At 64.7% G+C, this 23430-nt stretch carries 22 protein-coding genes; 14 read left to right on the forward strand and 8 right to left on the reverse strand.

Going from position 1 to position 23430, the window contains the following annotated elements:
* Positions 1–94: 94 nt before the first annotated feature.
* From CH302_RS24055 to CH302_RS24080, 6 genes are all read right to left on the reverse strand, one after another.
* Positions 95–1936 carry a flavin-containing monooxygenase gene (locus CH302_RS24055; RefSeq protein ID WP_037194958.1) on the reverse strand — a complete coding sequence of 614 codons (1842 nt, stop codon included), beginning with the start codon at positions 1934–1936 and terminating at the stop codon, positions 95–97.
* Positions 1937–2063: 127 nt separating this feature from the next.
* A complete protein-coding gene (locus CH302_RS24060; RefSeq protein WP_037194959.1) occupies positions 2064–3386 on the reverse strand; it encodes a PucR family transcriptional regulator in 1323 nt (440 codons plus the stop codon).
* The gene (locus CH302_RS24065) at positions 3383–4816 is read right to left on the reverse strand and encodes a phytoene desaturase family protein (protein WP_037194960.1); all 1434 of its coding nucleotides are present in this window, start codon (positions 4814–4816) and stop codon (positions 3383–3385) included. Before CH302_RS24065 ends, CH302_RS24060 begins: the two co-directional genes overlap by 4 nt.
* On the reverse strand, positions 4813–6690 hold the full coding sequence (locus CH302_RS24070; RefSeq protein ID WP_037194961.1) for a DUF3556 domain-containing protein: 1878 nt from the start codon (positions 6688–6690) through the stop codon (positions 4813–4815). Before CH302_RS24070 ends, CH302_RS24065 begins: the two co-directional genes overlap by 4 nt.
* 88 nt (positions 6691–6778) lie before the next feature.
* Positions 6779–8275, reverse strand: coding sequence for a class I adenylate-forming enzyme family protein (locus CH302_RS24075; protein ID WP_037194962.1), 1497 nt, complete (start codon positions 8273–8275; stop codon positions 6779–6781).
* Positions 8276–8428: 153 nt separating this feature from the next.
* Positions 8429–9544 (reverse strand): hypothetical protein, encoded by a 1116-nt coding sequence (locus tag CH302_RS24080; protein ID WP_037194964.1) that lies wholly within the window; start codon positions 9542–9544, stop codon positions 8429–8431.
* 184 nt (positions 9545–9728) lie between these two features.
* Between CH302_RS24080 and CH302_RS24085 the strand changes: the two genes are divergently transcribed.
* The 11 genes from CH302_RS24085 (at position 9729) to CH302_RS24135 (ending at position 19764) form a co-directional block, all read left to right on the forward strand.
* A complete protein-coding gene (locus tag CH302_RS24085; protein ID WP_037194966.1) occupies positions 9729–10787 on the forward strand; it encodes a 2,3-butanediol dehydrogenase in 1059 nt (352 codons plus the stop codon).
* Positions 10784–11551, forward strand: coding sequence for an acetoin reductase (locus CH302_RS24090; protein ID WP_037194968.1), 768 nt, complete (start codon positions 10784–10786; stop codon positions 11549–11551). The genes CH302_RS24085 and CH302_RS24090 overlap by 4 nt, the downstream gene beginning before the upstream one ends.
* Before the next feature lie 44 nt (positions 11552–11595).
* Positions 11596–12891 carry a GAF domain-containing protein gene (locus tag CH302_RS24095; protein WP_037194969.1) on the forward strand — a complete coding sequence of 432 codons (1296 nt, stop codon included), beginning with the start codon at positions 11596–11598 and terminating at the stop codon, positions 12889–12891.
* 21 nt (positions 12892–12912) lie between these two features.
* Positions 12913–14967 (forward strand): FUSC family protein, encoded by a 2055-nt coding sequence (locus tag CH302_RS24100; protein WP_037194970.1) that lies wholly within the window; start codon positions 12913–12915, stop codon positions 14965–14967.
* Between the two features lie 34 nt (positions 14968–15001).
* Positions 15002–15646: a HEAT repeat domain-containing protein gene (locus tag CH302_RS24105; RefSeq protein ID WP_037194971.1), complete on the forward strand. Its 645-nt coding sequence runs from the start codon at positions 15002–15004 to the stop codon at positions 15644–15646.
* Positions 15647–15655: 9 nt separating this feature from the next.
* Positions 15656–16657 carry a HEAT repeat domain-containing protein gene (locus tag CH302_RS24110; RefSeq protein ID WP_037194972.1) on the forward strand — a complete coding sequence of 334 codons (1002 nt, stop codon included), beginning with the start codon at positions 15656–15658 and terminating at the stop codon, positions 16655–16657.
* On the forward strand, positions 16654–16995 hold the full coding sequence (locus tag CH302_RS24115) for a cupredoxin domain-containing protein (RefSeq protein WP_037194973.1): 342 nt from the start codon (positions 16654–16656) through the stop codon (positions 16993–16995). Before CH302_RS24110 ends, CH302_RS24115 begins: the two co-directional genes overlap by 4 nt.
* Positions 16996–17014: 19 nt before the next feature.
* Positions 17015–17425: a DUF2752 domain-containing protein gene (locus tag CH302_RS24120; protein ID WP_037194981.1), complete on the forward strand. Its 411-nt coding sequence runs from the start codon at positions 17015–17017 to the stop codon at positions 17423–17425.
* Positions 17426–17538: 113 nt separating this feature from the next.
* Positions 17539–17736, forward strand: a complete 198-nt coding sequence (locus CH302_RS24125) for a hypothetical protein (protein WP_037194983.1) — start codon at positions 17539–17541, stop codon at positions 17734–17736.
* 124 nt (positions 17737–17860) lie between these two features.
* Positions 17861–18517 carry a GntR family transcriptional regulator gene (locus CH302_RS24130; protein WP_037194985.1) on the forward strand — a complete coding sequence of 219 codons (657 nt, stop codon included), beginning with the start codon at positions 17861–17863 and terminating at the stop codon, positions 18515–18517.
* Entirely contained in the window at positions 18514–19764 is a 1251-nt protein-coding gene (locus CH302_RS24135) for an MFS transporter (protein ID WP_052048037.1), read from the forward strand. The genes CH302_RS24130 and CH302_RS24135 overlap by 4 nt, the downstream gene beginning before the upstream one ends.
* On the opposite strand, the gene CH302_RS24140 is transcribed toward CH302_RS24135, so the two are convergent.
* Positions 19685–20395, reverse strand: coding sequence for a DUF6518 family protein (locus tag CH302_RS24140; protein ID WP_176460768.1), 711 nt, complete (start codon positions 20393–20395; stop codon positions 19685–19687). The two genes, CH302_RS24135 and CH302_RS24140, sit on opposite strands and share 80 nt — an antisense overlap.
* A gap of 93 nt (positions 20396–20488) precedes the next feature.
* Between CH302_RS24140 and CH302_RS24145 the strand changes: the two genes are divergently transcribed.
* The 3 genes from CH302_RS24145 (at position 20489) to CH302_RS24155 (ending at position 22005) form a co-directional block, all read left to right on the forward strand.
* Complete coding sequence (locus tag CH302_RS24145; protein WP_052048038.1) at positions 20489–21109, forward strand: hypothetical protein; 621 nt, start codon at positions 20489–20491, stop codon at positions 21107–21109.
* 148 nt (positions 21110–21257) lie between these two features.
* On the forward strand, positions 21258–21800 hold the full coding sequence (locus CH302_RS24150; protein ID WP_037194988.1) for a hypothetical protein: 543 nt from the start codon (positions 21258–21260) through the stop codon (positions 21798–21800).
* A 10-nt stretch (positions 21801–21810) separates the two neighbouring features.
* Entirely contained in the window at positions 21811–22005 is a 195-nt protein-coding gene (locus CH302_RS24155) for a hypothetical protein (RefSeq protein ID WP_037194989.1), read from the forward strand.
* A gap of 86 nt (positions 22006–22091) precedes the next feature.
* On the opposite strand, the gene CH302_RS24160 is transcribed toward CH302_RS24155, so the two are convergent.
* Positions 22092–23429: a M1 family metallopeptidase gene (locus CH302_RS24160; protein WP_052048039.1), complete on the reverse strand. Its 1338-nt coding sequence runs from the start codon at positions 23427–23429 to the stop codon at positions 22092–22094.
* Position 23430 lies beyond the last annotated feature (1 nt).

Raw genomic sequence — 23430 nt, forward strand, 5'->3', positions numbered from 1 at the left:
GCACCTGAGCACCTGAGCACCTGAGCACCTGAGCGGCTGCGCCGCACGTGCGCGCGGAAACTCGTAACAGGTTACGAGTTTCCGCGCACATGGGTCAGCTCAGGTGATGCACTTCCTGCAGCCCGTAGACCGGGGTGTCGATGCCCTCGTAGCGAGCCTTGATCTGCAGGGCCAGGTAGAGCGAATAGTGCCGTGACTGATGCAGATTGCCGCCGTGGAACCAGAAATTCTCCTGCTGCGTCGGCTTCCACATGTTGCGCTGCTCGCCCTCCCATGGACCGGGATCCTTGGTGGTGTTCGAGCCGAGGCCCCAGCACTTGCCGACCTTGTCCGCGGTCTCCTGATCGATCAGGTCGGCGACCCAGCCGTTCATCGACCCGTAGCCGGTGGCGTAGACGATCAGATCGGCCGGTAGCGCGGTACCGTCGTCGAGTACGACGCCGGTCTTGCTGATCCGATCCACCTGCCCCGCAACGAGTTTGATCTTGCCGTCCGCCACCAGCTCGGACGCGCCGACGTCGATGTAGTAGCCAGAGCCGCGACGCAGGTACTTCATGAACAGTCCCGAACCGTCGTCACCGAAGTCGAGTTGGAAGCCGGCCTTCTCCAGCCGATCGTAGAAGTCCTTGTCCTGCTCCGCGATCTGCTGGTACACCGGAATCTGGAACTCGTGCATGATCCGGTAGGGCAACGATGCGAACGTGAGATCGGCTTTGCCCGTGGTCATTCCGGATTCGACAGCCCGCTCGGAGTACAGATCACCCAGAGCGATCTCGCACAGCGAATCGGACTTGACGATGTGCGTCGACGAGCGCTGCAGCATCGTCACATCGACGCCCGTCTCGTACAGCGCCTTGCAGATGTCGTGCGCGGAGTTGTTGGAACCCACCACCACGACGCGCTTGCCGACATACGCGTCGGGACCGGGGTGTTCGCTGGAATGGTGCTGCTCGCCCTCGAACTCGTCCATGCCGGGGAAATTCGGCACGTTCTTCTTACCGGACATTCCGGTGGCCATCACCAGCTGCTTGGGCCGCAGGATCACTTCTTCGCCGTCACGATCGACGACGACCGTCCATTCCTTCGCCACCTCGTCGTAGGTGGCGGACTTCGCGGTGGTCTTGCTCCAGTACGGCACTTCCATGACCTTGGTGTACATCTCGAGCCAGTCACCGATCTTGTCCTTCGGCGCGAACACCGGCCAGTTCGGCGGGAACGGTAGGTACGGGAGATGGTCGTACCAGACCGGATCGTGCAGGCACAGCGACTTGTAGCGCCCGCGCCACTGGTCGCCGGGGCGCTCTGCACGGTCGACGACGATCGCAGGCACGCCGAGCTGTCGGAACCGCGCACCGAGAGCGATGCCGCCCTGGCCGCCACCGACGACGAGGGCGTACGGCTGCACGCTGTAGCCGAGCTCGTTCTCCTCGATCTCCTTCTTCTCCGCCCAGTTCTGGGTATCGGCATTCGAGCCGTGCACCGCGCCCTTGATGCGCGACTTGCCCTGACGCTCCTCGTGACCCTTGAGTTCCTGCATCGTGGTCAGCAGAGTCCAGGCGACGTCGTCACCGGTATCGGCGTCGACGGTCAGGCGCAGGTGGCCTTTGCCGCGGCTGGTTGCGGTCTCGAACTCGATCCACGCGGAGACGACGCCGTCTGCTTCATCGGGAGTCTCGGTGGTGTGGAAGCCCGTCGGATCGGTGTCGTCGAGCCGCTCGGAGAGCATGTCGGAAACGCCGTCCCGGCCCTCCACCGTCTTGAGATTCCAGGTGAAGGTGACGAGGTCACGCCAGAAGCTGCTGACGGCGAACATGCCGGCAACACGAGGAACATCGCGGGCGACCAGTGCCTCCTCGAACTTCGACAGCCAGGCGTCGACCCGTTCCTGCGGGGTGTGCGTGCGGGTGATGTCGACCGGTTCGATGGTCTGCGTCATGAAAACTCCTCGTGGCGAAAGTGTGCTCGTTGTGTGACCCAGCACACTCCCGCCCCGTGGCGAAGTCGAGAGTTGCAGTGGGTTGCAGCGCGCCGAGGTATCGACCGTGTCGAGAAGAAGCCCGTGTCTACGTATGGGTGGGCCTGAGAACCAGGGCTCCCAGAAACTGACACACCTGCAGTGCCAGCGCGAGATCGAGCTTGTCCCCGCTGGTCGTGTGTAGTTCGAGCGCTTTGGTCACCCGATACTTCACCGTGTTGCGGTGGACATTGAGTTCCTGGGCCGCGTGCAGATGACTCTCGTCGTGCGCGAAATATGCGTGCAGGGTGTTTCTCAGCACGGCCGCGTTGGGCGTGTCGTCCGCGAGCGTGCCCAGCGTCTCCCAGACCCAGTACCGGGCCGAATCGAGATCCTGGGCGAGCAGCGACACGATGGCCACATTCTTGTCGCCGTAGCCGAGAACCTCACGCACCGGTGTTCCGGGTATCGACGCGATGGAGTACGCGGCGCGTGCCTGCTCGTGGGTCCGGCGGAACCCGTCGACGCCCTTGCCCGGTAGCCCGACGGCCATGCGGGTGGAGTGGTCGAGGCGAAGGGCCGCAGCAAGTTCGGCCGTATCGACCGTCGGCGTGCGGGTACCCAGGGGGATCCAGGCCCACGCGGTTCGGCGATCGATCGCGGTGACGATCGGCGGACCTGCGGAGCGCATCGCCGCGGCGGCGCGGCGGGAAATGACGTCGATCGATCCGAGGGTCGTCGTCGAGTCCGATCCATCGCTCCACACGACGACACCGAGATGATTCTGGTTCAGCAGGTAACCGGTGTGGGCCTCGAACGTCGTTGTGGTTCCGCTCCGGTCGGCCAGCAGTGTGTGAATGGTCGACGAATGAACGGTTCCCTTGGCACCGATCCACCGAATGCGTTCGGTCTCGTATGCGTCGAAGACGAACAGCGTTATCCAGTCGATGTAGTTGTAGACGACGTCCGAAATATGTTTCAGGACAGCAAAATCGAGCTCCGAATCGTTCGAGTTCTTCTTCACTTCCTCGAAGCAGATACTCATCATTTCGTTCTGGCCCAGGTGATAGGCCCGCACCAGTGAATTCGACGGAACATCGCGTTGAGCAAGGCGCAGTGCGTACTCGACGGCTGCGGTGGTCGGCTGCAGGCGGTCGACCGGAATGTCGTTGGCCAGTACATGAACGATCGTCGAGATGTTGCCGTGGACAGAGGCCTCGAGAAGCTGCACGAGGACGGGGTCGTCGTCCAGATGATCGATATCGTGCGCCATGAGCGAGGTCATCGCCCGGACCATGTCGAGTTCTCGCGCCGACAGCGACCGCGCGACCTGTGCGACGGCGGCGAGAACGTCCTCGTGGGCCGTCGCAGGCACATGAGCAAGCCGGCTGCGGGCAACCGCCCGACGGTCCTCGGGTTCGAGGTTCGTCACCCCACGTCCTTCTTCTGCCGCCGTAGGTGTCGCAACGCGGACTCCGCTGCGTTGTATCCACACATTCCGTGTGCGCCGGCACCCGGGGGAGTCGACGCGGAACACAGATACACCCCGGGAACTCCGATACTGTACGGATCCAACGCAATTCGAGGTCGAAGTACCACCTGAAGTTCGGTGTTCGCGCCCCCGATGATGTCGCCGCCGAGGTAGTTCGGATTCGAGGCCTCCAGTTCGGCGGGGGAGGTGACGACGGTGGCGACGACGATATCTCGGAATCCAGGTGCGAATCGTTCGATCTGGGCGATGATCGCCTCGGTCGCGTTGCCGGTGAATCCGTTGGGCACGTGGGCGTACGCGTACAGCGGATTGATCGACCCGGCAGATCGCGTCGGGTCGGCCACGTACTGCTGGCCCACCAACACGAACGGCCGATCCGGCATGACGCCCAGATTGATCGCCTTCTCGCTCGCCGCGATCTGCTCGAAGGAACCTCCCAGATGAACGGTGCCGGCGCGCCCGCACGCGGCGTTCGTCCACGGTACGTGTCCGTCGATCGCGAAATCGATCTTGAATGCGGCCGGAGCACGACGAAACTTGCGGTAGGAGCGCGCGATACGAGAGGGCACCGCATCGCCGTAGATGTCGAGAGCGCCGCGCGGTGACGTATCGAGCAGGACCACGTCGGATCGGGGAATGTCCGAGGCCGTACGTACTCGAACGCCGGTGTCGATCTTGCCGCCGTGATCGGCCAGCATCGATGCCAACGCCTGCGTTATCGCCCCGGAACCGCCCTCGGCCACCGGCCAGCCGTAGCGATGACCCGAGGCAGCGAGCATCAACCCGACGGCCGACGTCGCCGGTCGGTCCAATCGGTAGTAGGCGTGAGCCGCCAGCCCGCCGAACATCGCTCTCGCCTTGTCCGTTCGCCACCACTTCGCCGACACGGTGGCCGGTAGCAGTGCGCGTGGACCGAAGGCCGCAAGGGCCAGCGGGTGCCGCGGCACGTTCGCAATCGGGCGCATCAAGTCGGCAGCGAGGACATCGAAATTGCGGGCCAGGTCACCGAACATCCGGTTCCAGCGCACCCCGTCGACACCAAGACCGTCGGCCGTTGCCTCTATCGACCGGTGGATCGATCCTGCATCACCGTTGTCGAGCGGGTGCGCGCAGTCGATGTCCGCCAGTTGCCACCGCAGGCCGTAGCGCTCGAGGTCGAGCGTGCGCAGATACGGCGAACCCGCACCCATCGGATGGAACGCCGAACACAGATCGTGGGTCACACCCGGCACTGTCATCTCCGCGCTGCGCGTTCCCCCGCCGATGGTGTCCGCGGCCTCGAGAACATGAACATCGACCCCGGCACGAGCGAGGCGTACCGCGGCAGCGAGCCCGTTCGGCCCGCTGCCGACGACCACGGCTGTGGTCATACCTGCTCGCCGCGTTGCGGAGCGGGCGCGACGACGGAGTCGCCTGCGGGGCGTGCGGTGTTCTCGCGCATCTTCGGTTCCTTCACGGTGCCGGGATCGGTGGCGGCGCGGTTCGCGTCGATGTCCAGTGTCCACGTCACAGTCACCGGAATCGGGCCGTTCGGCAACCACGGCTGCTGCTCGATGGCATCGGAGACCTTGTACGTACCGCGTTCGATGACTCCCAGTGCCGCATCGATGACCTGATATTGCTGGTAGCTCTTGTGAATGGGCTGCGACTCGATCCAGACCACGAGAAATTCTCCCGGCGCGAAATTGCATCGGCGTTGAATCGCCGCGATCAGCTTGGCGTCGTGCAGATGGCCGTCACCGAAGTTGAACGCCACGATCGAATTGCACGAGAACTCGGCGTCACGCAACGTGTAGGTGTCGATGTCCTCGCCGAGGTGATTCATCATCAGAGAGAACAGTGCGCGACCCTGGCTGTGCATCGAACGCCAGCCGAGCAGCTGGTGCATCACCACGTCGGCGACATCGGCCGGATAGGTCGCCAGCAGTTGAGTGCGAGTGTTCTGGCTCGGCCGCTTGATGAACTCGTCGATCTTGTCCTCGCAACCGGGAGCGAACGCCCACGTCGCCGACGCCCAGTTGCCGGCGTACTGACGCATCGACGGCAGGAACGAGACCAGGTCGGGTCGGAGGTTGCCGACGATCGGGAAGAACACGAGCGCAACGACGATGACGGCCAGCAGCACCGGAGAGGAGAAGTCCCATACGGCGAAACCGTCGGCGTTCGGGAATCCGAGGAAGAGGAACACCGCCGCGAACGCGAAGAACAGATTCCATTCCAGCGGGACGGCGAGCGGGAACGTCGAGGTGATGAACAGGTGGAATGCGACCATCAATGCGGCGGCAGCGAGAGCGACGACGGCATCGGTGGTGAAGAGCAGGACCAGCGGCGTCGCGACCTCGACCAACGTTCCGAGGACGTGACCGATGCCGCCGGCCATCGTGGACGGGCGAAGGTCGTCCGGGAAGTTGCGGTAATGCGCGCGCTTGAGACGGGTCGAGGTGATCCACGGGGTGTTCGAGAGCATCGGCGGGATGACCATCGAGAAATGGTGGCCGAGCTTGGAGATTCCGGCACCGACCCACACCGAGACCATCAGCAGTTTGAGGGCGATGATCATGTCGACGAACGGCAGTAGCCCGAAGAACAGCACGGCTGGGAAATACTGCTCACCGCGGGCGGCGATGAAGATGACCTTGTCTCGCAACCCGATCACGACGAGAAGGGCCGCGAGGATGATCATCAGTGCGGGCCGCACCAGGCCGTTGTTGTCCGCGATCGCAGCGTCGATCGAGCTGCTGTGCACGCCGGGAAGGATCAGTGCCGCAACGATGTTGACCACGATCGCGGCGTAGACGATGACATCGAAGACCGTGCGGCTGTCACCGGAGGTGAAGGGCACCTTTCCCGGCCACGGTGGCAGACGAATCGTGTTGGGGCGCAACCAGAAGAGCGCGCCGCCCATCATCGGCTTGAAGTGACCGGCGAGCGGGCCCCACGATCCGCCCAGGCCGAGTGTTTCGAGGAGCAGCGTCCACAGCAGGATCTTCTGGTACACGATCGGTTCGTTCCACCACGCCGAGAAGTCGAGAGGATTGTGCCCGGAGGTCAACGTGGCTATCGACACGCCGATGGCGAGGTAGAGGACCGCGAGTTTGAGAATGTAGATGGTGTGCACCATCTTCGGGGTTCCGAAGCCGTGGTCGGCCCAGTGGGTCGACATCGCCCGCAGTCGGTCGCGGAACGGTAGATCGAGGAAGGTGGCCGGGTCGACCGGCGGGAAGTTTCCTTCTTTGAATCCCATGTCGTTACTCCTGTGTGGGTGGTGTGGGTACGGGTGATCGCCTCACCGGGATCAGCCCTGGTGAGTGAGATGTTCGGAGCTGGAAAAGTCAGCCGACGGGTGCAGCGGTGGAGCGGAGTTCGGTGCGCAGACGGGGCTTGTCGATCTTGCCGACGGGGTTCTTCGGGAGCGCGTCGACGAGGTGAATCGCAACGGGCAGTTTGACTTTCGCGACGAGATCACGGATGTGGTCCAGAAGTTCGGCGGATCCGACGGTTGCGGCCGGGTAGGTCACCACGTACGCGACGGGGACTTCGCCGTACACCTCGTCCGGTGCGCCCACGACGGCAACTTCGAGCACATCGGAATGGGTGGCGAGGGCATTCTCGATCTCCTTCGGATAGATGTTCTCCCCACCGCGAATGATCATGTCCTTGATGCGATCGACGAGGGTGAGGTAGCCATCGACGTCGAGATGCCCGACGTCGCCGGTGTGCAGCCATCCGTCGACGACGGTCCGTTCGGTCTCCTCCGGGCGACCGAAGTAGCCGCGCATGACATTCGGGCCCGAGATCAGCACCTCACCGACGGTTCCGACGGGCAGGTGGTGGCCGTCCTCGTCGACGATGGCGATGCTCTGGCCCGGCAGTGCCGGACCGACGGTTCCCAACTTGCGGACTCCGGTGGGAGGATTGCACGCCGATGCGCAGGTCCCCTCGGTGAGGCCGTATCCCTCGACGAGGGCGAAACCGAATCTCGACTCGGCGCGGTCGAGAAGTTCCTTGGAGATCGGTGCGGCCCCGCACACGCCGAATCGGACGGACGAGAAGTCCGACTCGAGGTCCGGTGGCTGCGCGGCCAGCAACGCGTAGATCGTGGGGACGGCCGAGAAATAGGTCGGGCGAAGCTCTTTCACGTCCTCGAAGAACCTTGTTGGACTGAACCGTCCGGTGATGCTGACCTGGCCTCCGGCGATCAATGGAGCGAGAACGCTGACGCAGATGGCATTGACGTGGAAGAGTGGCAGAACGAGCAGGCAGTGATCGTCGGCGGTCAGATCGAGATGTGTTGCCATCGCCGACGCCATGTACTGCAGGTTGGCGTGGGTCAGCTCGACGCCTTTCGGACGCCCCGTGGATCCGGAGGTGTAGATCAGCAGCGCAAGGTCGTCGGACTCGGGTTCGACCGAGCCGAGATCATCGAACGATGTTGTGGTGGAGCCGAGTTCGTCGCCCGAGATGTCGTCGACGGTGAGGCAGACGATGCCGTCGACGCGCGGACGGCCGCTGTCGGTGATCGCGATGACCGCACGCGAGTCCGTGATCTGATGATGGGCCTCGGACGGCGTCAAGGTCGGGTTCACCGGAGTTGCGACCGCACCGATACGCCACGCGGCCATGATTGCAATGATCAGTTCGACTCGGTTGGGAAGTATCACGGCAATCACGTCGCCCGTGCGGACCCCGTGTGCAGTCAACTGTGACGCGAAAACATCTACGCGCCCAGCGAATTGGGCGTATGTCAATTCGGAGTGGTCGTCGCGAACGCACGGTCGATCTGCTCTTTCGGCCGAAGAACGCCACGGGAAGTACCCGATGACCGTCATGTGTGGATCCCCTCGCTAGTGCTGTGATCCACGACACTAGTGACGGAAGGTGGGTGTCGATAGAGCTCGCGAGGCCAGAGATCGGCTCATCTGTTGTTCTCGGAGCATAAACACGACCGACGTCGATCGCCGGTCGTGTCTCGCCTGTTCGTCTCAGGCCGGCGAGAGCTTCTTCAACCCCAACGACTGGAATCCGACGACGTAGATCAACGTCCACAGCACCAGCCAGTCGATGAATCCCAGTGCGTTCCCGGAGATCCCGGCGGCGACGGTGGGCTCGTGCAGGATGTGCTCCGCGGCGACGTAGTAGTAGGCCAGGAACGTGCCGATGGCCAAGGCGAAGGTCAGCACCGCGCGCCCCGCCGCAGGGAAGCGATTACCGAAGCCGTTGGCCCAGAAAATCATCCAGAAGGCCCAGCAGACTCCGATCTGTGCGGGGAACTGGTTGATCACGGTGCCCAGCTCGGCGGTGGCGTCGGAGCCGACCAGGAGTTTCGCCAGTGGGACCATGAGGAAGTAGATCGCCGTACCGAGTGCGGCATTGCCGACCGTCGCCGCCAGCGCGGTCCGGCCTCCGCCGCCGGCCAGTTTCCAGGGCCAGTTGTCGAGGGTCTGGCCGGTGAGGATCACCGAGACGACGATGGAGTAGAACCAGCCGAGCGCGGTGTCGACGGACATCAGCGGATCGGTGGCCGAGAGCGAGACCGAGGGCAGCCCGAACACGACATACAGCGCCAGAGTCGGCACGGCGACGAAGGCGATCTCGCACAGCCCGATCAGCGGTTGCTTCATGCGCAGTACGGTCCACGGCCAGTGCTGCCAGTTCAGGACCACCATCACCCAGGTTCCGAAACCGAACAGCACGAACAGCGCGCCGGCGAAATAGCCGAGTCCGCCCTCCCTCGAGCCGGCGAAATCGGGATACAACGCCCCGAGGCCGCTGCCGAGGATCCAGGTGACGGCCACGGCGAACACTGCCGTCGAGGCCAGGATGGTGAGCCCGCGCATCGGTTGCTTCAGTGAGTCGAATCCGGCGAATTCGCAATCGAATCCGATGAACACGATGAACAGAATTGCCCAGAACAGCGCGGCGTTGAAGGGGAGGGGATAGAAGTTCCACGGACTGGTGGTCGGGTCGGCCAGCAGATACCACGTCGCAAGCGACACGGCCGCCACGACGGCGAGGTTGGCGACGCCGAACAAGATCCAGTTGCCCTGTGACCGAGCGATTTTCGGCTTGCTCAGTGGGCGGTCTGCGGTTGCGGTCATGGACTGCTCGTTTCGGTGTGAGCGACAGTGGACGCCGTCACTATGAGCTGAATCACACCGGACCGTCAGGGTTGCGGGAGGTTGCAACGCGGCGGGCGCACTGCAACTCACTGCAACCCTGGCGGTTGTGCTCCGGGTCACATAGACCTGTGTGCATATCCAATCCAGTCAGGAGTGAAAATCGATGCGCGCAGCTGTGTACTACGGACCCAACAAGGTGGAGATCACCGACGTTCCCGAGCCCAGCCCCGGTGAAGGGCAGGTCAAGGTCAAGGTCGGGTTCAACGGAATCTGCGGAACCGACCTGCACGAGTACTACGCAGGCCCCATCTTCATCCCCACCTCTCCGCATCCGCTCACCGGTCAGGAGATGCCACTGGTGCTCGGCCACGAGTTCTCGGGCACGGTCACCGAACTCGGCAAGGGTGTCACCGGTATCGCGGTGGGCGACCGCGTCGCCATCGAGCCGCTCTACCGCTGCGGGCACTGCGGGCCGTGTCGGGCGGGCAACTACAACATCTGCGCGCAGATCGGTTTCCACGGCCTGATGTCCGACGGCGGAATGGCTGAATACACCGTTGTACCCACCGACATGATTCACGCCTTGCCCGACAACGTCTCGCTCGAACTCGGAGCCCTCGTCGAACCGATGTCGGTCGCCTATCACGCTGCGACACTGGGAGATCCGAAGCCCGAGGACACCGCGATGGTGTTCGGAGCCGGGCCCATCGGCATCGGCCTGTGGTTCGCGCTGCGGGGCAAGGGACTCGACAACGTCTATGTCGTCGAACCGTCGCCGACCCGTCGAGCATCGATCGAAGCGCTCGGCGCGAAGACTCTCGATCCGACGGCCCTCGACATCCCCGCGTACATCGCCGACCTCACCGACGGCAAGGGTGCCGACGCCATCTACGACGCGGCCGGCGTGCAACCTGCCGTCGAGTCCGCGCTCGGCTGCATGGGTGCGCGTAAGCCACTCGTCAGCGTCGCGATCTACGAGAAGCCGCTGACCACACCGCTGCAGAAGTTGGTGATGAACGAATCCCGCATCCAGGGCTCGCTCTGCTACACCTCCGCCGACTACGAGGCCGTCATCGATCTGATGAGCCAGGGCCACTACGACACGACGGGCTGGGTCGACAAGATCACGCTCGACGGCGTCATCGACGACGGTTTCGAAGCGCTGCACGCAGGCACCAAGATGAAGGTCCTGGTAGACCCATCCACCGGAGCGGCATCATGAGCGCGGTGTTGGTGACCGGTGCCGGCCAGGGCATCGGCCGGGCCATTGCGTTGCGGTTGGCGAACGACGGTCACGACATCGCCCTGGCGGACCTGAACGAGGGCAAGATTGCCGGCGTGGCCGACGAAGTGCGTCGAACGGGCTCGAAGGCAACGACATTCGTGGCCGACGTCAGCGATCGTGACCAGGTCTTCGCGGCCGTCGAACACACCCACGAGGCGCTGGGCGGCTTCGGTGTCATCGTCAACAATGCCGGCATCGCCCAGGTGGCACCGCTCGACGACGTCCGACCCGAGGACGTCGCGAAGATCTGGGCCGTCAACGTCGACGGCGTGCTGTGGGGAATCCAAGCTGCCGCAGCGAAATTCAAGGCTCTCGGCCAGAAGGGCAAGATCATCAACGCGTCGTCGATCGCCGGTCACGACGGGTTCGCGATGCTCGGGGTCTACAGCGCAACGAAATTCGCCGTTCGTGCCCTGACTCAGGCCGCGGCCAAGGAGTACGCGGCCGAGGGCATTACCGTCAACGCGTACTGCCCCGGCGTCGTCGGCACCGACATGTGGGTGACCATCGACAAGCGCTTCGCCGAACTGACGGGCGCGGCGGAAGGCGAGACGTACGACAAGTTCGTCGGCGGCATCGCCCTCGGTCGCGCGCAGACTCCGGAGGACGTTGCGGCCTTCGTCTCGTATCTCGCCGGACCCGACTCGGACTACATGACGGGCCAGGCACCGTTGATCGACGGTGGTCTGGTCTATCGGTAACCCCCGTTGATGTCGATCTGTGAGCTGGAGCACAATTGACTGTGATGACGCAGTCGACAGGTCCTGAACCTGCGCTGGCGGCCGGCGAAGACCCGCGCCGCTACGCGCAGATTCTCACTGCCGTGTACGACGCGACCATGACCGGCGGCAAGTCGCCCGCGCGCCCCCGAGAGGTCATCGGGGACTCGTGGCGCCGGCTGCAGACCCTCGGCATCGACCCGGAACTGGGCAACCCTGCCGAGACGCAGATGGATGTCTCCGATCTCGAACTGAGCCGTCGGGAGTCGGGATTGTTCGACATCCTCGACGATCTGGCCCGCGGATTGGAATCGGTGGTACAGGACGGCGACAACATCCTCGTCGTCGCCGATCGACACGGCCGAGTGCTGTGGCGCAGCGGATCGACGGCGGTACTGGACCGCGCCGACGACCTCGGATTCGTCGAGGGTGCCAACTGGGCCGAGGATTCGGTGGGCACCAATGCCATCGGAACGGCTCTGGTCTCCCGCCGCGCGGTACAGATCTTCTCCGCCGAACACTATGTGCGCAGCCATCATTCGTGGACGTGTGCCGGTGCGCCGATTCGGGATCCTCGGACCGGCCAGGTACTGGGAGCCATCGACGTCAGCGGACCGGCAAAGACGGTGCATCCCACCACCATCGCACTGGTCGACGCCGTCGCACGGTTGGCCGAATCGCAACTGCGCGAGATTCATCGGAGCACACTCGATCGACTGCGCTCGGTGGCCGCACCGATGCTCGCGCGCCTGCAGTCCCCGGCCCTGGCCGTCGACGCGAACGGGTGGGTCGCGGCCGTCGAATCGGTGGCGCTGCGCAATCGCATCCTGCTTCCCGAGGATCTCGCGACGGGACGCTTCTGGCTGCCGACCCTCGGTGTGTGCGACTTCGAACCCCTCCCCGGTGGCTGGCTCGTCCGACCCGCAGGCCCAGCGGACTCGTCGGTCGCGGACTCGGGCAACACGACGAGAATTCGCATCGACCTGCGCAATTCGCAGAAGCCTCGCATCGAAGTGCGCAGCGAGGTGGGGGAGTGGACACACGAGCCGACGCCCCGGCACGCCGAGATCCTGTACCTGCTCGCCACCCACCGCCAAGGACGGACCGCCGCGCAGATGGCGACCGATCTCTTCGGCGACGACGGCCGCGCGATCACCGTGCGGGCCGAGATGTCGCGGCTGCGCAAGCACCTCGCAGGCATCATCTCCACCCAGCCGTATCGGTTGGACGAATCGGCGACCGTCGAGGTGATCACACCGTCGGACATGAGTCGGTTGCTACCGCATTCGTCGGCCCCTGCGATCCGGGCGGCACGGGGCTGAGCCATAGCGCAGAATCGGGGAATGAAGCGCCTCGCCCGAATCCTCGACGCCTCGGATCCGGGGCAGGTACGGCTGCGCAGCGCGTCGGCGACGACGCTGACGGTGCTGTTGGCGATGGTGACGCTGGTGCTCACCACGCGCGCCATCGGTCAACCCGTGACGGTGGCGATGCTCGGAACCGTCGTGGCGATGCAGGCGTCGGCAGCAGTGAAGGACAAGGACCAGCGCAGTCGGCTGATCACCACCGCGCTGATGGCGCTGCCCGCATCGGCGGCGGTGGCGTTGGCGGCGTTGCTCTCCGAGCTCGGCAAGGTGGCCGACGTCGGATTCATCGTGGTGCTGTTCGCGGCGGTGTGGGTGCGCCGGTTCGGCCCTCGCGGTACGGCGCTGGGGATGGTGTCGTTCATTTCGTACTTCTTCGCGCTGTTCCTGCGAGCGACCCCGGGGCAGCTACCGATGTTGATCGCAGCCATCCTCGGCGGCTTGGTGATCGCCCTGTTCGTGCGAGCCGTCGTCTTCCCGGACCGGCCGGTCGTGGAGGTGCGCCGACTGCTGTTCGCGATGCGGGCGGTATCGGCCTCGGTGCTCGAGGCTGCGTCGGCAGGGGAGAGCCGCGACCTGAACCTGGTGCGCCGCAGGCTCGATCGGCTCGGCAACACCGCGTTGATGATCGACGACTGGCTGGACCGACACGATGCCGGGCAGCTGCTCAGCGTCACCAGTGCCGATCTGTCACTGCGAGTGTTCGACGCCCAGATCGCGACCGAGCAACTCGTCAGCTCACTGTGGGCTCTCGATCCCGCCAAGCCGTGGCCGACGTCCCTGGGACAGGCGACCACCGCGCTCGGGTCCTGTCTGCAGAACACACCGTCCTCGGAACAGCTGCGGGCGGCTCGCCGATTGGCGGCGGCAGCAGCCGAGCGAGCCGACCCGTCCACCCCCGCCGGCATCGCGACGGTTTCTGCGCAGCGAGCCGTGCAGGCGCACATCGCGATTCATCACATCACCACCAATGCGGTTGCCGTCGATGCGGGTCCTCGAGTCGTCACCGAACCTGCCCCGAAGGACGCGCCCAGCGGACTGAACCCCAGCACCAAGGCTGCGATCCAGGTGGCCGTCGCCACCAGTGCGGCGACGGTGCTGGGTGAACTCGTCTCTCCCGACCGCTGGTACTGGGCGGTGCTGACGGCCTTCCTGGTGTTCACGGGGGCGTCGACGCGGGGTGAAATCCTTACGCGGGCAGGTCAACGCGTTCTCGGAACGATCGCGGGTGTGCTCGCCGGGGTGGTGATCGCCGCACTGGTGGGCAGCAACCAGCCCGTGCAACTGGTGTTGATCGTCGTCTGCGTGTTCTTCGCGTTCTACCTGGTGACGGTCGCCTATGCGCTGCTGTCGTTCTTCGTGACCATCCTGCTCGCAATGCTGTACGGGCTGCTGGGCACGTTCAGCATCGAGGTGCTCGAGCTTCGGATCATCGAGACCGCCGTCGGTGGTGCCGTCGGAATGGCGTCGGCCTACTTCATCTTCTCGACGAGCACCCGAAAGACACTGGTGGGCAACGTCGACTCGTACCTCGAGCAGTTGGACGCGTTGATCGAATCGAGCGTCGAGTCGGTTCTCTCACCGGGCGGCGCAACCGACCTGGTGGCGTCGACGCGGACGCTCGACAATGCGCTGAAAGATGTTCTGACATCCGGAAAGCCACTCGTGCTCGGGCCGACCACCCGCAGCAGACGTGGTGCCAAGCGACTGTTGCGGGTGCTGGCCGTCAGCAGTCGATCGGCGCACGCACTGGCCCGTGCCGGAGTGCTCGCCTCCCGCGCCGATACGCAGACGGCTCCGTCGGACGAGACTGCACAGGCGCTGCGCGAGGCTGCGGCTCTGGTGCGCGACACCGTGCGCCAGGTGGAGGCAGTTGTCGCCGGGGAGCACGTCGACCCGCCCGAGAAGATCACCGAGACAACGGTATTGGATGTGCTACTCACCTCCACCAACGCGCCCGGTCCGCTGCGGGGTGCGGTGCGGGCACTGAACACGATGAACCGAACACTGGCCGATGTGTTGACTCGGGCTTGACCTTCGCACCGTGACAAGGTCTTGGCTGACCGTCATGAACTCGATGAATCTCGTAGGTGGGGCACTTCAGCACAGCAATCCGTCGGTCCGGCTTCGGGCCGCGCTCGACATCGGGACTTCGCCGGACCCACGGCATCTCGACGCCCTGTTGCAGCGGTGCTCCGTCGAACCGGATTTTCAGGTGCGGGAGATGTTGACGTGGGCGTTGATCCGACTGCCCGCGTCACTGACGGTTCCGCGTCTGATCGATCAGGTGCGATCCGGCGGGGCACAGGCTCGCAGCCAGGCGTTACACACGTTGTCCAAGATCCAGGACCCGTCGGGGTGGCCGGCGATCACCTCTTCCGTGCTTACTGATCCGAACGACGAAGTGGCCCGCAGTGCATGGCGGGCGGCGGTGGTCCTGGTGCCGCCGGGAAGTGAACCAGCATTGGCAACGATGCTGGCCACTCGACTCGGCCGAGGTGGGCACGACGTTCAGCGAAGCCTCAGCCGTGCGCTCGTTGCGCTCGGATCGGTGATCGAACCGATGCTGCGGGAGGCCGCGTCGAGCAAGGATGTTGCCGTTCGCGCTCACGCGCGAGCGACCGAGGCGCTGCTGCTGGACCCGGATGCCGGGTTCGCAGTCTTCGAGGCCAAACGTGTCGATGCCCTTGGCGTAGTCGACTCGGCGGGGTGAGATGGAGCGATGCTGATCGGTGAGGTGGCGCGGCGGTCGGGTGTCAGTGCCCGCATGCTCCGGCACTACGACCGGCTCGGTCTGGTGCAGCCGACGTCTCGCAGCGGCACCGGCTACCGCGAGTACTCGCCGGAGGATGTGCGACGCCTCTTCCACGTCGAGTCTCTGCGTTCGCTCGGCTTGTCTCTGAACGACGTCGGTCGCGCGCTCGACGAGCCCAGTTTCGCGGCCTCGGGACTCGTCGACGAGCTCGCTGCCCAGGCCGAGGAACGCATCGCTCGGGATACCGAGTTGCTCACGCGGTTGCGGCGAATCGGCGACCCGCGGCCGCAGGACTGGGAGGACGTACTCGGCACCGTGGCGATGCTGAATGACCTCGGGTCGGTCAGTGCTGGGAAGAGGCAGACGGCGGCACTGGCGTCCGCCGGCGATCGACCCATTCCGGCGGACGCTCTGGCCGAGGCGGTGCTGCGTGAGCCGGCACCGAATGTGGCCGGTGCGCTGCGGTGGGCTCTCGCGCACTCGGGTGGTGACGCGATCGGGCCGCTGCGGGAAGGGCTGAACTCACCGGACCCCGAAGTTCGACGCCGCGCCGTGGACACCGTCGTCGAGATCTCTCACCCCGATGCCACCGAGGTGTTGCGCGAGGTGCTCGTCCACGACGATGCGCAGGTCAGGCGAGTCGCTGCATTGGAACTGGCGGCTCGGGGCATCGCCGACGCCATCCCGACGCTGATCGACATGGTGCACGAGGGAACGAACGATGTGGATGCCGCCGATGCCCTTGGCGCGCTGGGATCCGCCGACTCGATCGTGGCGGCATTGATGGATGGCATCGACGACTCCGTGGTGCGACAGAGAGTGACGCAGGCGTTGGCGAGCATCCCTGGTCCGGCAGCAGTGCACGCGTTGGAGCAGTTGACCCAGGATTCGGAGCGATCGATCGCACTGACGGCCCAGTACATCCTCGGCCGGAGGGAACGAACACCTTCGGTACCGTCGGAGTCATGAAGGCATTCGGACTCCTCGCGGCACTGATGATCACGTTGACTGCCTGCTCCACCGCCACCACCCCGGCCGCGCCCACCGAACCCGTCGCCGAGAACCAGGTCACCGTCGCCGATCGGATGTACTCGCCGAAGTCGCTGACGATCTCCGTGGGAGACACCGTCACCTGGGTGTTCGCCGACCGCGGCATGGCCCACAACGTCGTCGCCGACGACAACTCGTTCCGGAGTCAATTGATGGAGACCGGTCAGTTCACGCACACCTTCGACACCGCGGGCACCTTCACCTACCACTGCACCCCGCATCCGGACATGACGGCATCTATCGTCGTCGAGCCCTGAAACTCCTAGGCTCAGGGGCATGACGGCACCCACCCGATCGCGCAACATCGCCGCACCCCTCGGTGTGGCCGCTGCGGCTGTGGGTGGGGCAGTGCTGCTGCACGTTCGTGACCCTCGAACCTCGACCTACCTGCCCTGCCCGTTCCACGCGCTGACCGGACTGTGGTGCCCCGGATGCGGCACGACCCGGGCTCTCGGCGACCTCACTCGCGGAGACCTCGCGGCGGCCGCGTCGAGCAATGTGGTTGCGGTCGTCCTTGCCGTCGGCGCTGTGGCTGTGTGGGCACTGTGGCTCCGGGCTCGCTGGACCGCCCGCCCGCTCGTGCTCCCACGAATCAACCGTCCGACGGTGATCCTTCTGATCGCTCTTCTCACCGTGTTCACCGTGGTGCGCAACACCCCGTGGGGCACCGCGATCGCCCCGACCTGACACCCCTAGGAGTTGGACATGCTGCTGGAAATCTTCTCGATCATCGTGCTGCTGGGCGTACTGATCGCGCTCATCCCCACGGCCCGCCGCGTCTTCAAGAAGGGTGACGACGAATGAGCGACACACTGAAAGATCGCGTCCGCGCGAAACTCCTCGCGCAACTCGCCGACGACGGTGGAACGGCCGCCGAACAAGCCGAGGGTGACGACCCGCGTCTGAACGCACTGCGCGACGACCTCGAGGCACTCGACTCGGCGCAGGACGGGGATCCGGTGATCGACGACATCGCTGCGAGGCACTGGGTGCCCTGACCGTCCCGCCCCTGGGGAGTCAATGTGACGTTTAGTGGCCTTTTCGACGGTCAATGTCACGTTGAGTGGACCTTTCTAGGGTCCACTCTTGGTGCACAGTTGAGGTGCATCTAGTATCTATGTTGTGTCCGAGACGAGATCAGCCGCCGATACGGCGTATGCGACTGTCAAAGAGCTCATCGTCTCGGGAGAACTTCCCGGCGGTGAGCTCGTCAGCGAGGGTGAGATCGCGACCCGGCTCGAGATCAGTCGCACACCCGTACGCGAGGCTTTTCTGCGTCTGCAGGTAGAGGGGTGGATGCGGCTCTATCCCAAGCGCGGCGCACTGGTGGTGCCGATCGCGGTAGGTGAGGCGGAGAGTGTCGTCGATGCGCGTCGCCTCGTCGAGGCAGGAAGTGTTCGCGCATTCGTCGGCGACGTCACTGCCCGGGGATCTGTGGTGAACGCCCTGCGCGAGAACCTGCAGTTGCAGGAGAAGCTGGCGGTCGACGGCACCGCCGCGCAGTTCAGCGCCGCCGACGCCGACTTTCACCGCATCGTCGTTCGAGCAGGCGGCAACCCCTTGCTCGACGCGTTCTACGACGGACTTCGCGAGCGTCAGCGCCGGATGACCGCAGCCTCGTTGACGCGTGATCCGGGCCAGATCTCCCGCATCGTCGACGACCATCGCCGACTCACCGACCTGATCGAGGCCGGCGACGCAGACGGATTCGAGCGGACCGTCGAACAACACATGCTCGGGGTGCACGGCCTACGACCGGACAGAGGGGGAGCACGATGAGTGAAACGCTCACGAACGATCGCGACATCGAGCTGACTGCACGACGCTGGCTGCTGGTGGCGTCGGGCATGTTCGCCGTCGCCTGGGGCGGCAACGAGTTCACGCCGTTGTTGGTGATGTACCGGCTCGATCACGGCTTCTCGGCCGTGGTGGTCGATACGTTCCTGTTCGCCTATGTCCTGGGTATCGTTCCGGCGATGCTGATCTGTGGGCCGCTCTCGGATCGACTCGGCCGACGCCCGATCATGTTGCCCGCCCCCGCAATTGCTGCAGCCGGGTCCATTCTGATTGCACTCGGACCCGACAACGCCTACATGCTCTTCGGTGGCCGTGTGCTCAGCGGCATCGCGCTCGGAATCGGTATGGCCGTGGGCGGTAGCTGGGTCAAGGAACTCTCCAGCCGTGATGCCACTGCCAAACCCGGTGCCGGAGCGCGTCGTGCCGCGATGTCGCTGACGGCGGGCTTCGCCCTCGGTGCCGGAGTTGCCGGCGTGCTTGCGCAGTGGGCACCGTGGCCGACGCACCTCGCCTACAGCGTGCACGTGCTCATCTGCATCGCCGCCGGCGTCGGCATGCTCTCCGTGCCCGAAACACGCACGGCCACAGTCGCATCCAAGAACAAGAAGCTGCTCGACGACCTGAGGATTCCGTCCGCATCGCATCGACGGTTCCTCTTCGTCGTGCTGCCGTTGGCCCCGTGGGTCTTCGGTGCCGCGAGCGTCGCCTATGCGGTGTTGCCGTCGCTGATGGCCGACGCATTGGCCGACGAGCCCGGTGGCGGCTACCCCGTGGCCCTCTCTGCTGCGATGGCGGTGATCGCTCTCGGCTCTGGATTCGCGATCCAAGCCGTCGGGCGACGGATCGACACACCCGCCAATGCGCGAGGCGCTCTGGTGGCGCTGTCTCTGTTGGTGGTCGGTATGGCTGTTGCTGCCTGGGCGGCGTCGGTGCTGACGATTGCTGCGGCGCTGATCGCGGCAGCCGTACTCGGATGTGGGTACGGCATGGCACTGGTGTCGGGTTTGCAAGAGGTGCAACGCATTGCGGGCCCTGATGATCTTGCCGGCCTCACCGCGGTGTTCTACTCGCTGACGTACCTCGGCTTCGCGGTGCCTGCCGTCCTGTCGGCGCTCACCGAGACCTGGCCCGGCGTGGTCACGTACCCCATCATCTTCGGATTCGGCGCAGTGATGGCCGGAATCTGCGGACTGGTGGTGCGATCGAAGACGTCTGCTCACTTGCCGTAGGACGGAGGTTGGATCTGTTCTGCGCTCGGAACTGCTTGCGCCGCTGGCGGATCAACACTGCGGTACCCACGATTCCCGCTGCGACGAGGACTACGCCTGCGGCGACACTGGCGACGCGTTCGGGCCACGGCAGTATCGTCGGCACGCTGAACATGCCCCGAAAGAACGGCTCGATCATCGCCCCGGCGGGGACGACCAGACGTGCGATCAAACCTGATGCGCCGCTGCCTCGCGCTGCGACCCCGACGAGACCCAACGGGCCGCCCATGACAAGGGCGAGAGCGAACCACATTCGGTTCGCCGCCCACACGGTCTCGTCGAACATCCCGAACAGCTGCCCGACACCGTAGTGCACCACCAACGCCAGCAGACTCGCGACGATCCCTGCCGCGAATGCGTGCAGCGGACGGCGGACCAGCCAGCCGGACAGGATAGGCAGGCCGGCCCACACGGCACCCGAATTCGCCAGTTTGCTGAGGGTCGAGCGCACGGCCAGCACTGTGTTTGCCTGAGCAGACAACTGGCTTTCGCTCGTGATATTCGACGCGAGCGACACAAGAGCTACGGTGATCGTGGCTGCAATGACAAGTCCCCACCACCGTTTCGCCATCAGTGGATGGTCTGCAGGCATCGTGCCATTCTCTGAATGGACAGAGCGCTTTGCGAGAGGGAACCGCACTGGGCATGCGAGGGGGATGGGTTCGGCTCTAGGATCAGCGGCATCATGCTGCAGTCCTCGCGCACGGTCCCGCCGCATCGGGTACCTCCGACGGTGGCGCTCGCGGGTGCGACCGTATGGAACCGACGTGAGGCGTACTGGTTTCTGATCGCCGTGATCGTGCCGGCCGCATGCTGGTCTAGATATCCCGCTCTGGTGCCCTATGTGTTCGCGATCGTGCTGCTGGGTGCATCGACATTCCGCGTCGGGACGATCGTGCGGTGGATGTCGATGCTGCGCTGGGGAGTGATTGCCGACGTCGAGACCGTGGACACCGCACTGCGCGGTGACCGCAACCTTCGCCTCGCGCACGCTACCGGATGGACCGTCCAACGGCGTTGGTACACAGGGATTGTCACCGAATCTGCGGTGCGGTACCGGGCCGGGGACGCGCGCGGTCACCTGTTCGTTCGGGGACTGCCGTTCACCACCGGGGTGGTGCTCGCGCACTCGAAGCGGCCGTCGTCCGCCATGGCCATCAGCGACTTCCCCTGCGATCTACAACTGGACGGCAAGGGACGCTGGGCAGCGTCGTTCCCGACAGGGTTCTGGCGCCAAGCACTGGCAACGACGGCGCTGTACGGCTACGCAATTGCTGGGTTGACGGTGTCGCTCGGGTATCGCTGAGCAGGCGTAGTCGGCTGCCTACGTACTTGTTGTCGTTTCGGTAGCCCTGAGGTGAACAGTCAGGTTCGAGCCCGCGAGCCTATTGATGAATCGGCCATTTTTGATACCTTGGCTAAGTAATAGTCGGAGGGTGAATCGAGGAGGATCAATGGACAAGCGCATCGCATCGCGCATTGCTACCGGAGCCTTGGTGGCCGTGGCTGGGTTGTTTTCCTTTGTAGCGACGGACATTCCGGCACATGCGCAGACAGTCGATTCGCCGGCGCTCGGTGTTGCCAAGACGAGCGACAGCGACTTCACTGTGGCGCTGGTCGGCTATGACGTCGAAGTAGCGAACGATGGAACCGCGACCGCAACCAGCATTGAAACCGGAGCGACGGAAGCTCTGCCGACTTCGGCCACCTCTGCCGACGGTAACCGCGTCGGGGTTCAGTACGCGGTATCAGGTTCGTCGCTGCGTGTGCACGCAGTATCTGTGCCCAGTCCGGGTGAATTCACAACCTTGGGTATAGGCAACTGCATCGCCGGAATCGGTGGAGGCGCGGTGTCCGGAGGTACGGCAGCCGGACTCGCCGGTGCGGCTGTCGGTACGGTGACACTTCCGATCGTAGGGACGGTCGGCGGTGGTCTGGTGGGCGCAATCGGCGGAGCCGTGGGCGGTGGCCTCACCGGTGGAGCAACCTTCTGCTGAAGGAGCGAGCGTGAAATACAACTACTCCGGACCCTGGCCGATTTTCGCCGTGCTGGGCGTCATCGTGTTCTGGGTGCTGTTTCAGGTCGTGGCACTCGATGCGAGTGTCGGCCGTGCGATCGCGTCGCCGATCAATCTTTTCGCGTTGATGTCGGCGGGCTTCTTGACCATCGGCTACGCGCAGAAGCGCCGCCGGCGGGTTTGACCGACAAATCGGCTCCCCAGACTTGGATTCAGGCCTCCGATTGCAGGCTGGTATCCGAAACTGGGGAGCCGATTCGCGACGGAGGACTACGGCAACGACGGCAACTGCTTGTCGATCAACCATGCGTCCCACAGAGTTCGGGGGCACCCGAAGCGGGAGGCGAGGTCGGTGAAGTCCGCGGTCGCCACCGTCGAGTAGCGGTATTTGGAGGTCCATTCCTGGATCAGGCCGAAGAAGCGCTCGTCGCCGATGGTGCGTCGTAGTGCGTGCAGCGCCAGTGCACCGCGTTTGTAGACGCGGTCGTCGAAGATGCGTGCAGGCCCGGGATCGGTGAGCTGCATGTCCATGGCCAGTCCGCGCTGAATGGTGTGCGCGCGCTTGGCCTTGTCGTGAGCCGTTGCGCCGCCGGAGTTCTCGGCCCAGATCCATTCGGAATAGCAGGCGAATCCCTCGTGCAGCCAGATGTCGGCCCACTTGCCGAGGGTCAGGGAATTGCCGAACCACTGGTGCGCCAACTCGTGCGCCACCAGACGCTCGTAGTACCGGGAACCGGAACAGTGATTGGCACCGAAGATCGACAGCCCCTGTGCCTCGATCGGAATCTCCAGATCGTCGTCGGTCACCACCACGGTGTACGACGCGAAAGGGTAAGGGCCGTAGAGCCGTACGAATGTGTCCATCATCTGCGGCTGTCGACCGAAGTCGTGATCGAACTGCGCTCGCAGGCGCGGCGGAGTGATGGCCTTCATCGGCACCGGCCCCGGGCTGACGATGCGATGTTCGTACGGACCGATCTGGATGGTCGCGAGGTAGCTGGCCATCGGCTCGGGCTGCTCGTACACCCACGTGGTGCGGCTGGCGCGAGTCTGCTTGCGCACCAACGTTCCGTTGGCCACCGCGTAGTACGGCGAGTCGGTGGTGATGGTGATGCCGTAGCTGGCCTTGGACACCGGATGGTCGTCGCACGGGAACCACGACGCAGCGCCGTTGGGTTGGCTGGCGACGAGCGAGCCTTCGGTGAGCTCCTCCCAGCCGACCTCACCCCACAAACCGTTGATGGGCTTGGGAGTTCCGCCGTACGCGACCGTCACCACCAGTGCCGCGCCCGACGCGATGGGCTTGGCCGGGGTGATCTTCAGCTTGCCGCGCTGGTGGCTGAACTTCACCGAGCGTGAGCCGTTGACCGACACCTTCGACACGTTCATCGCCGGACCGAGATCGAGCGCGAACTTCGACACCGTTGCGGTCGTGACCGCGGTGATCTTCGCCTTACCCACCAGCCGGTTGCTCTCGACCTTGTACTCGAGGTCGAGTTCGTAGCGCGAGACGCGATAGCCGCGGTTACCGTTCTGCGGGAGATACGTATCGATCGGATTGTCACTGGAGTCGACGTCGAACACCGGTGCCACGAGCCTGTCCGGCACG

Origin of the sequence: Rhodococcus sp. 15-2388-1-1a, from assembly GCF_002259145.1 — a bacterium.
Lineage (GTDB): Bacteria > Actinomycetota > Actinomycetes > Mycobacteriales > Mycobacteriaceae > Rhodococcoides.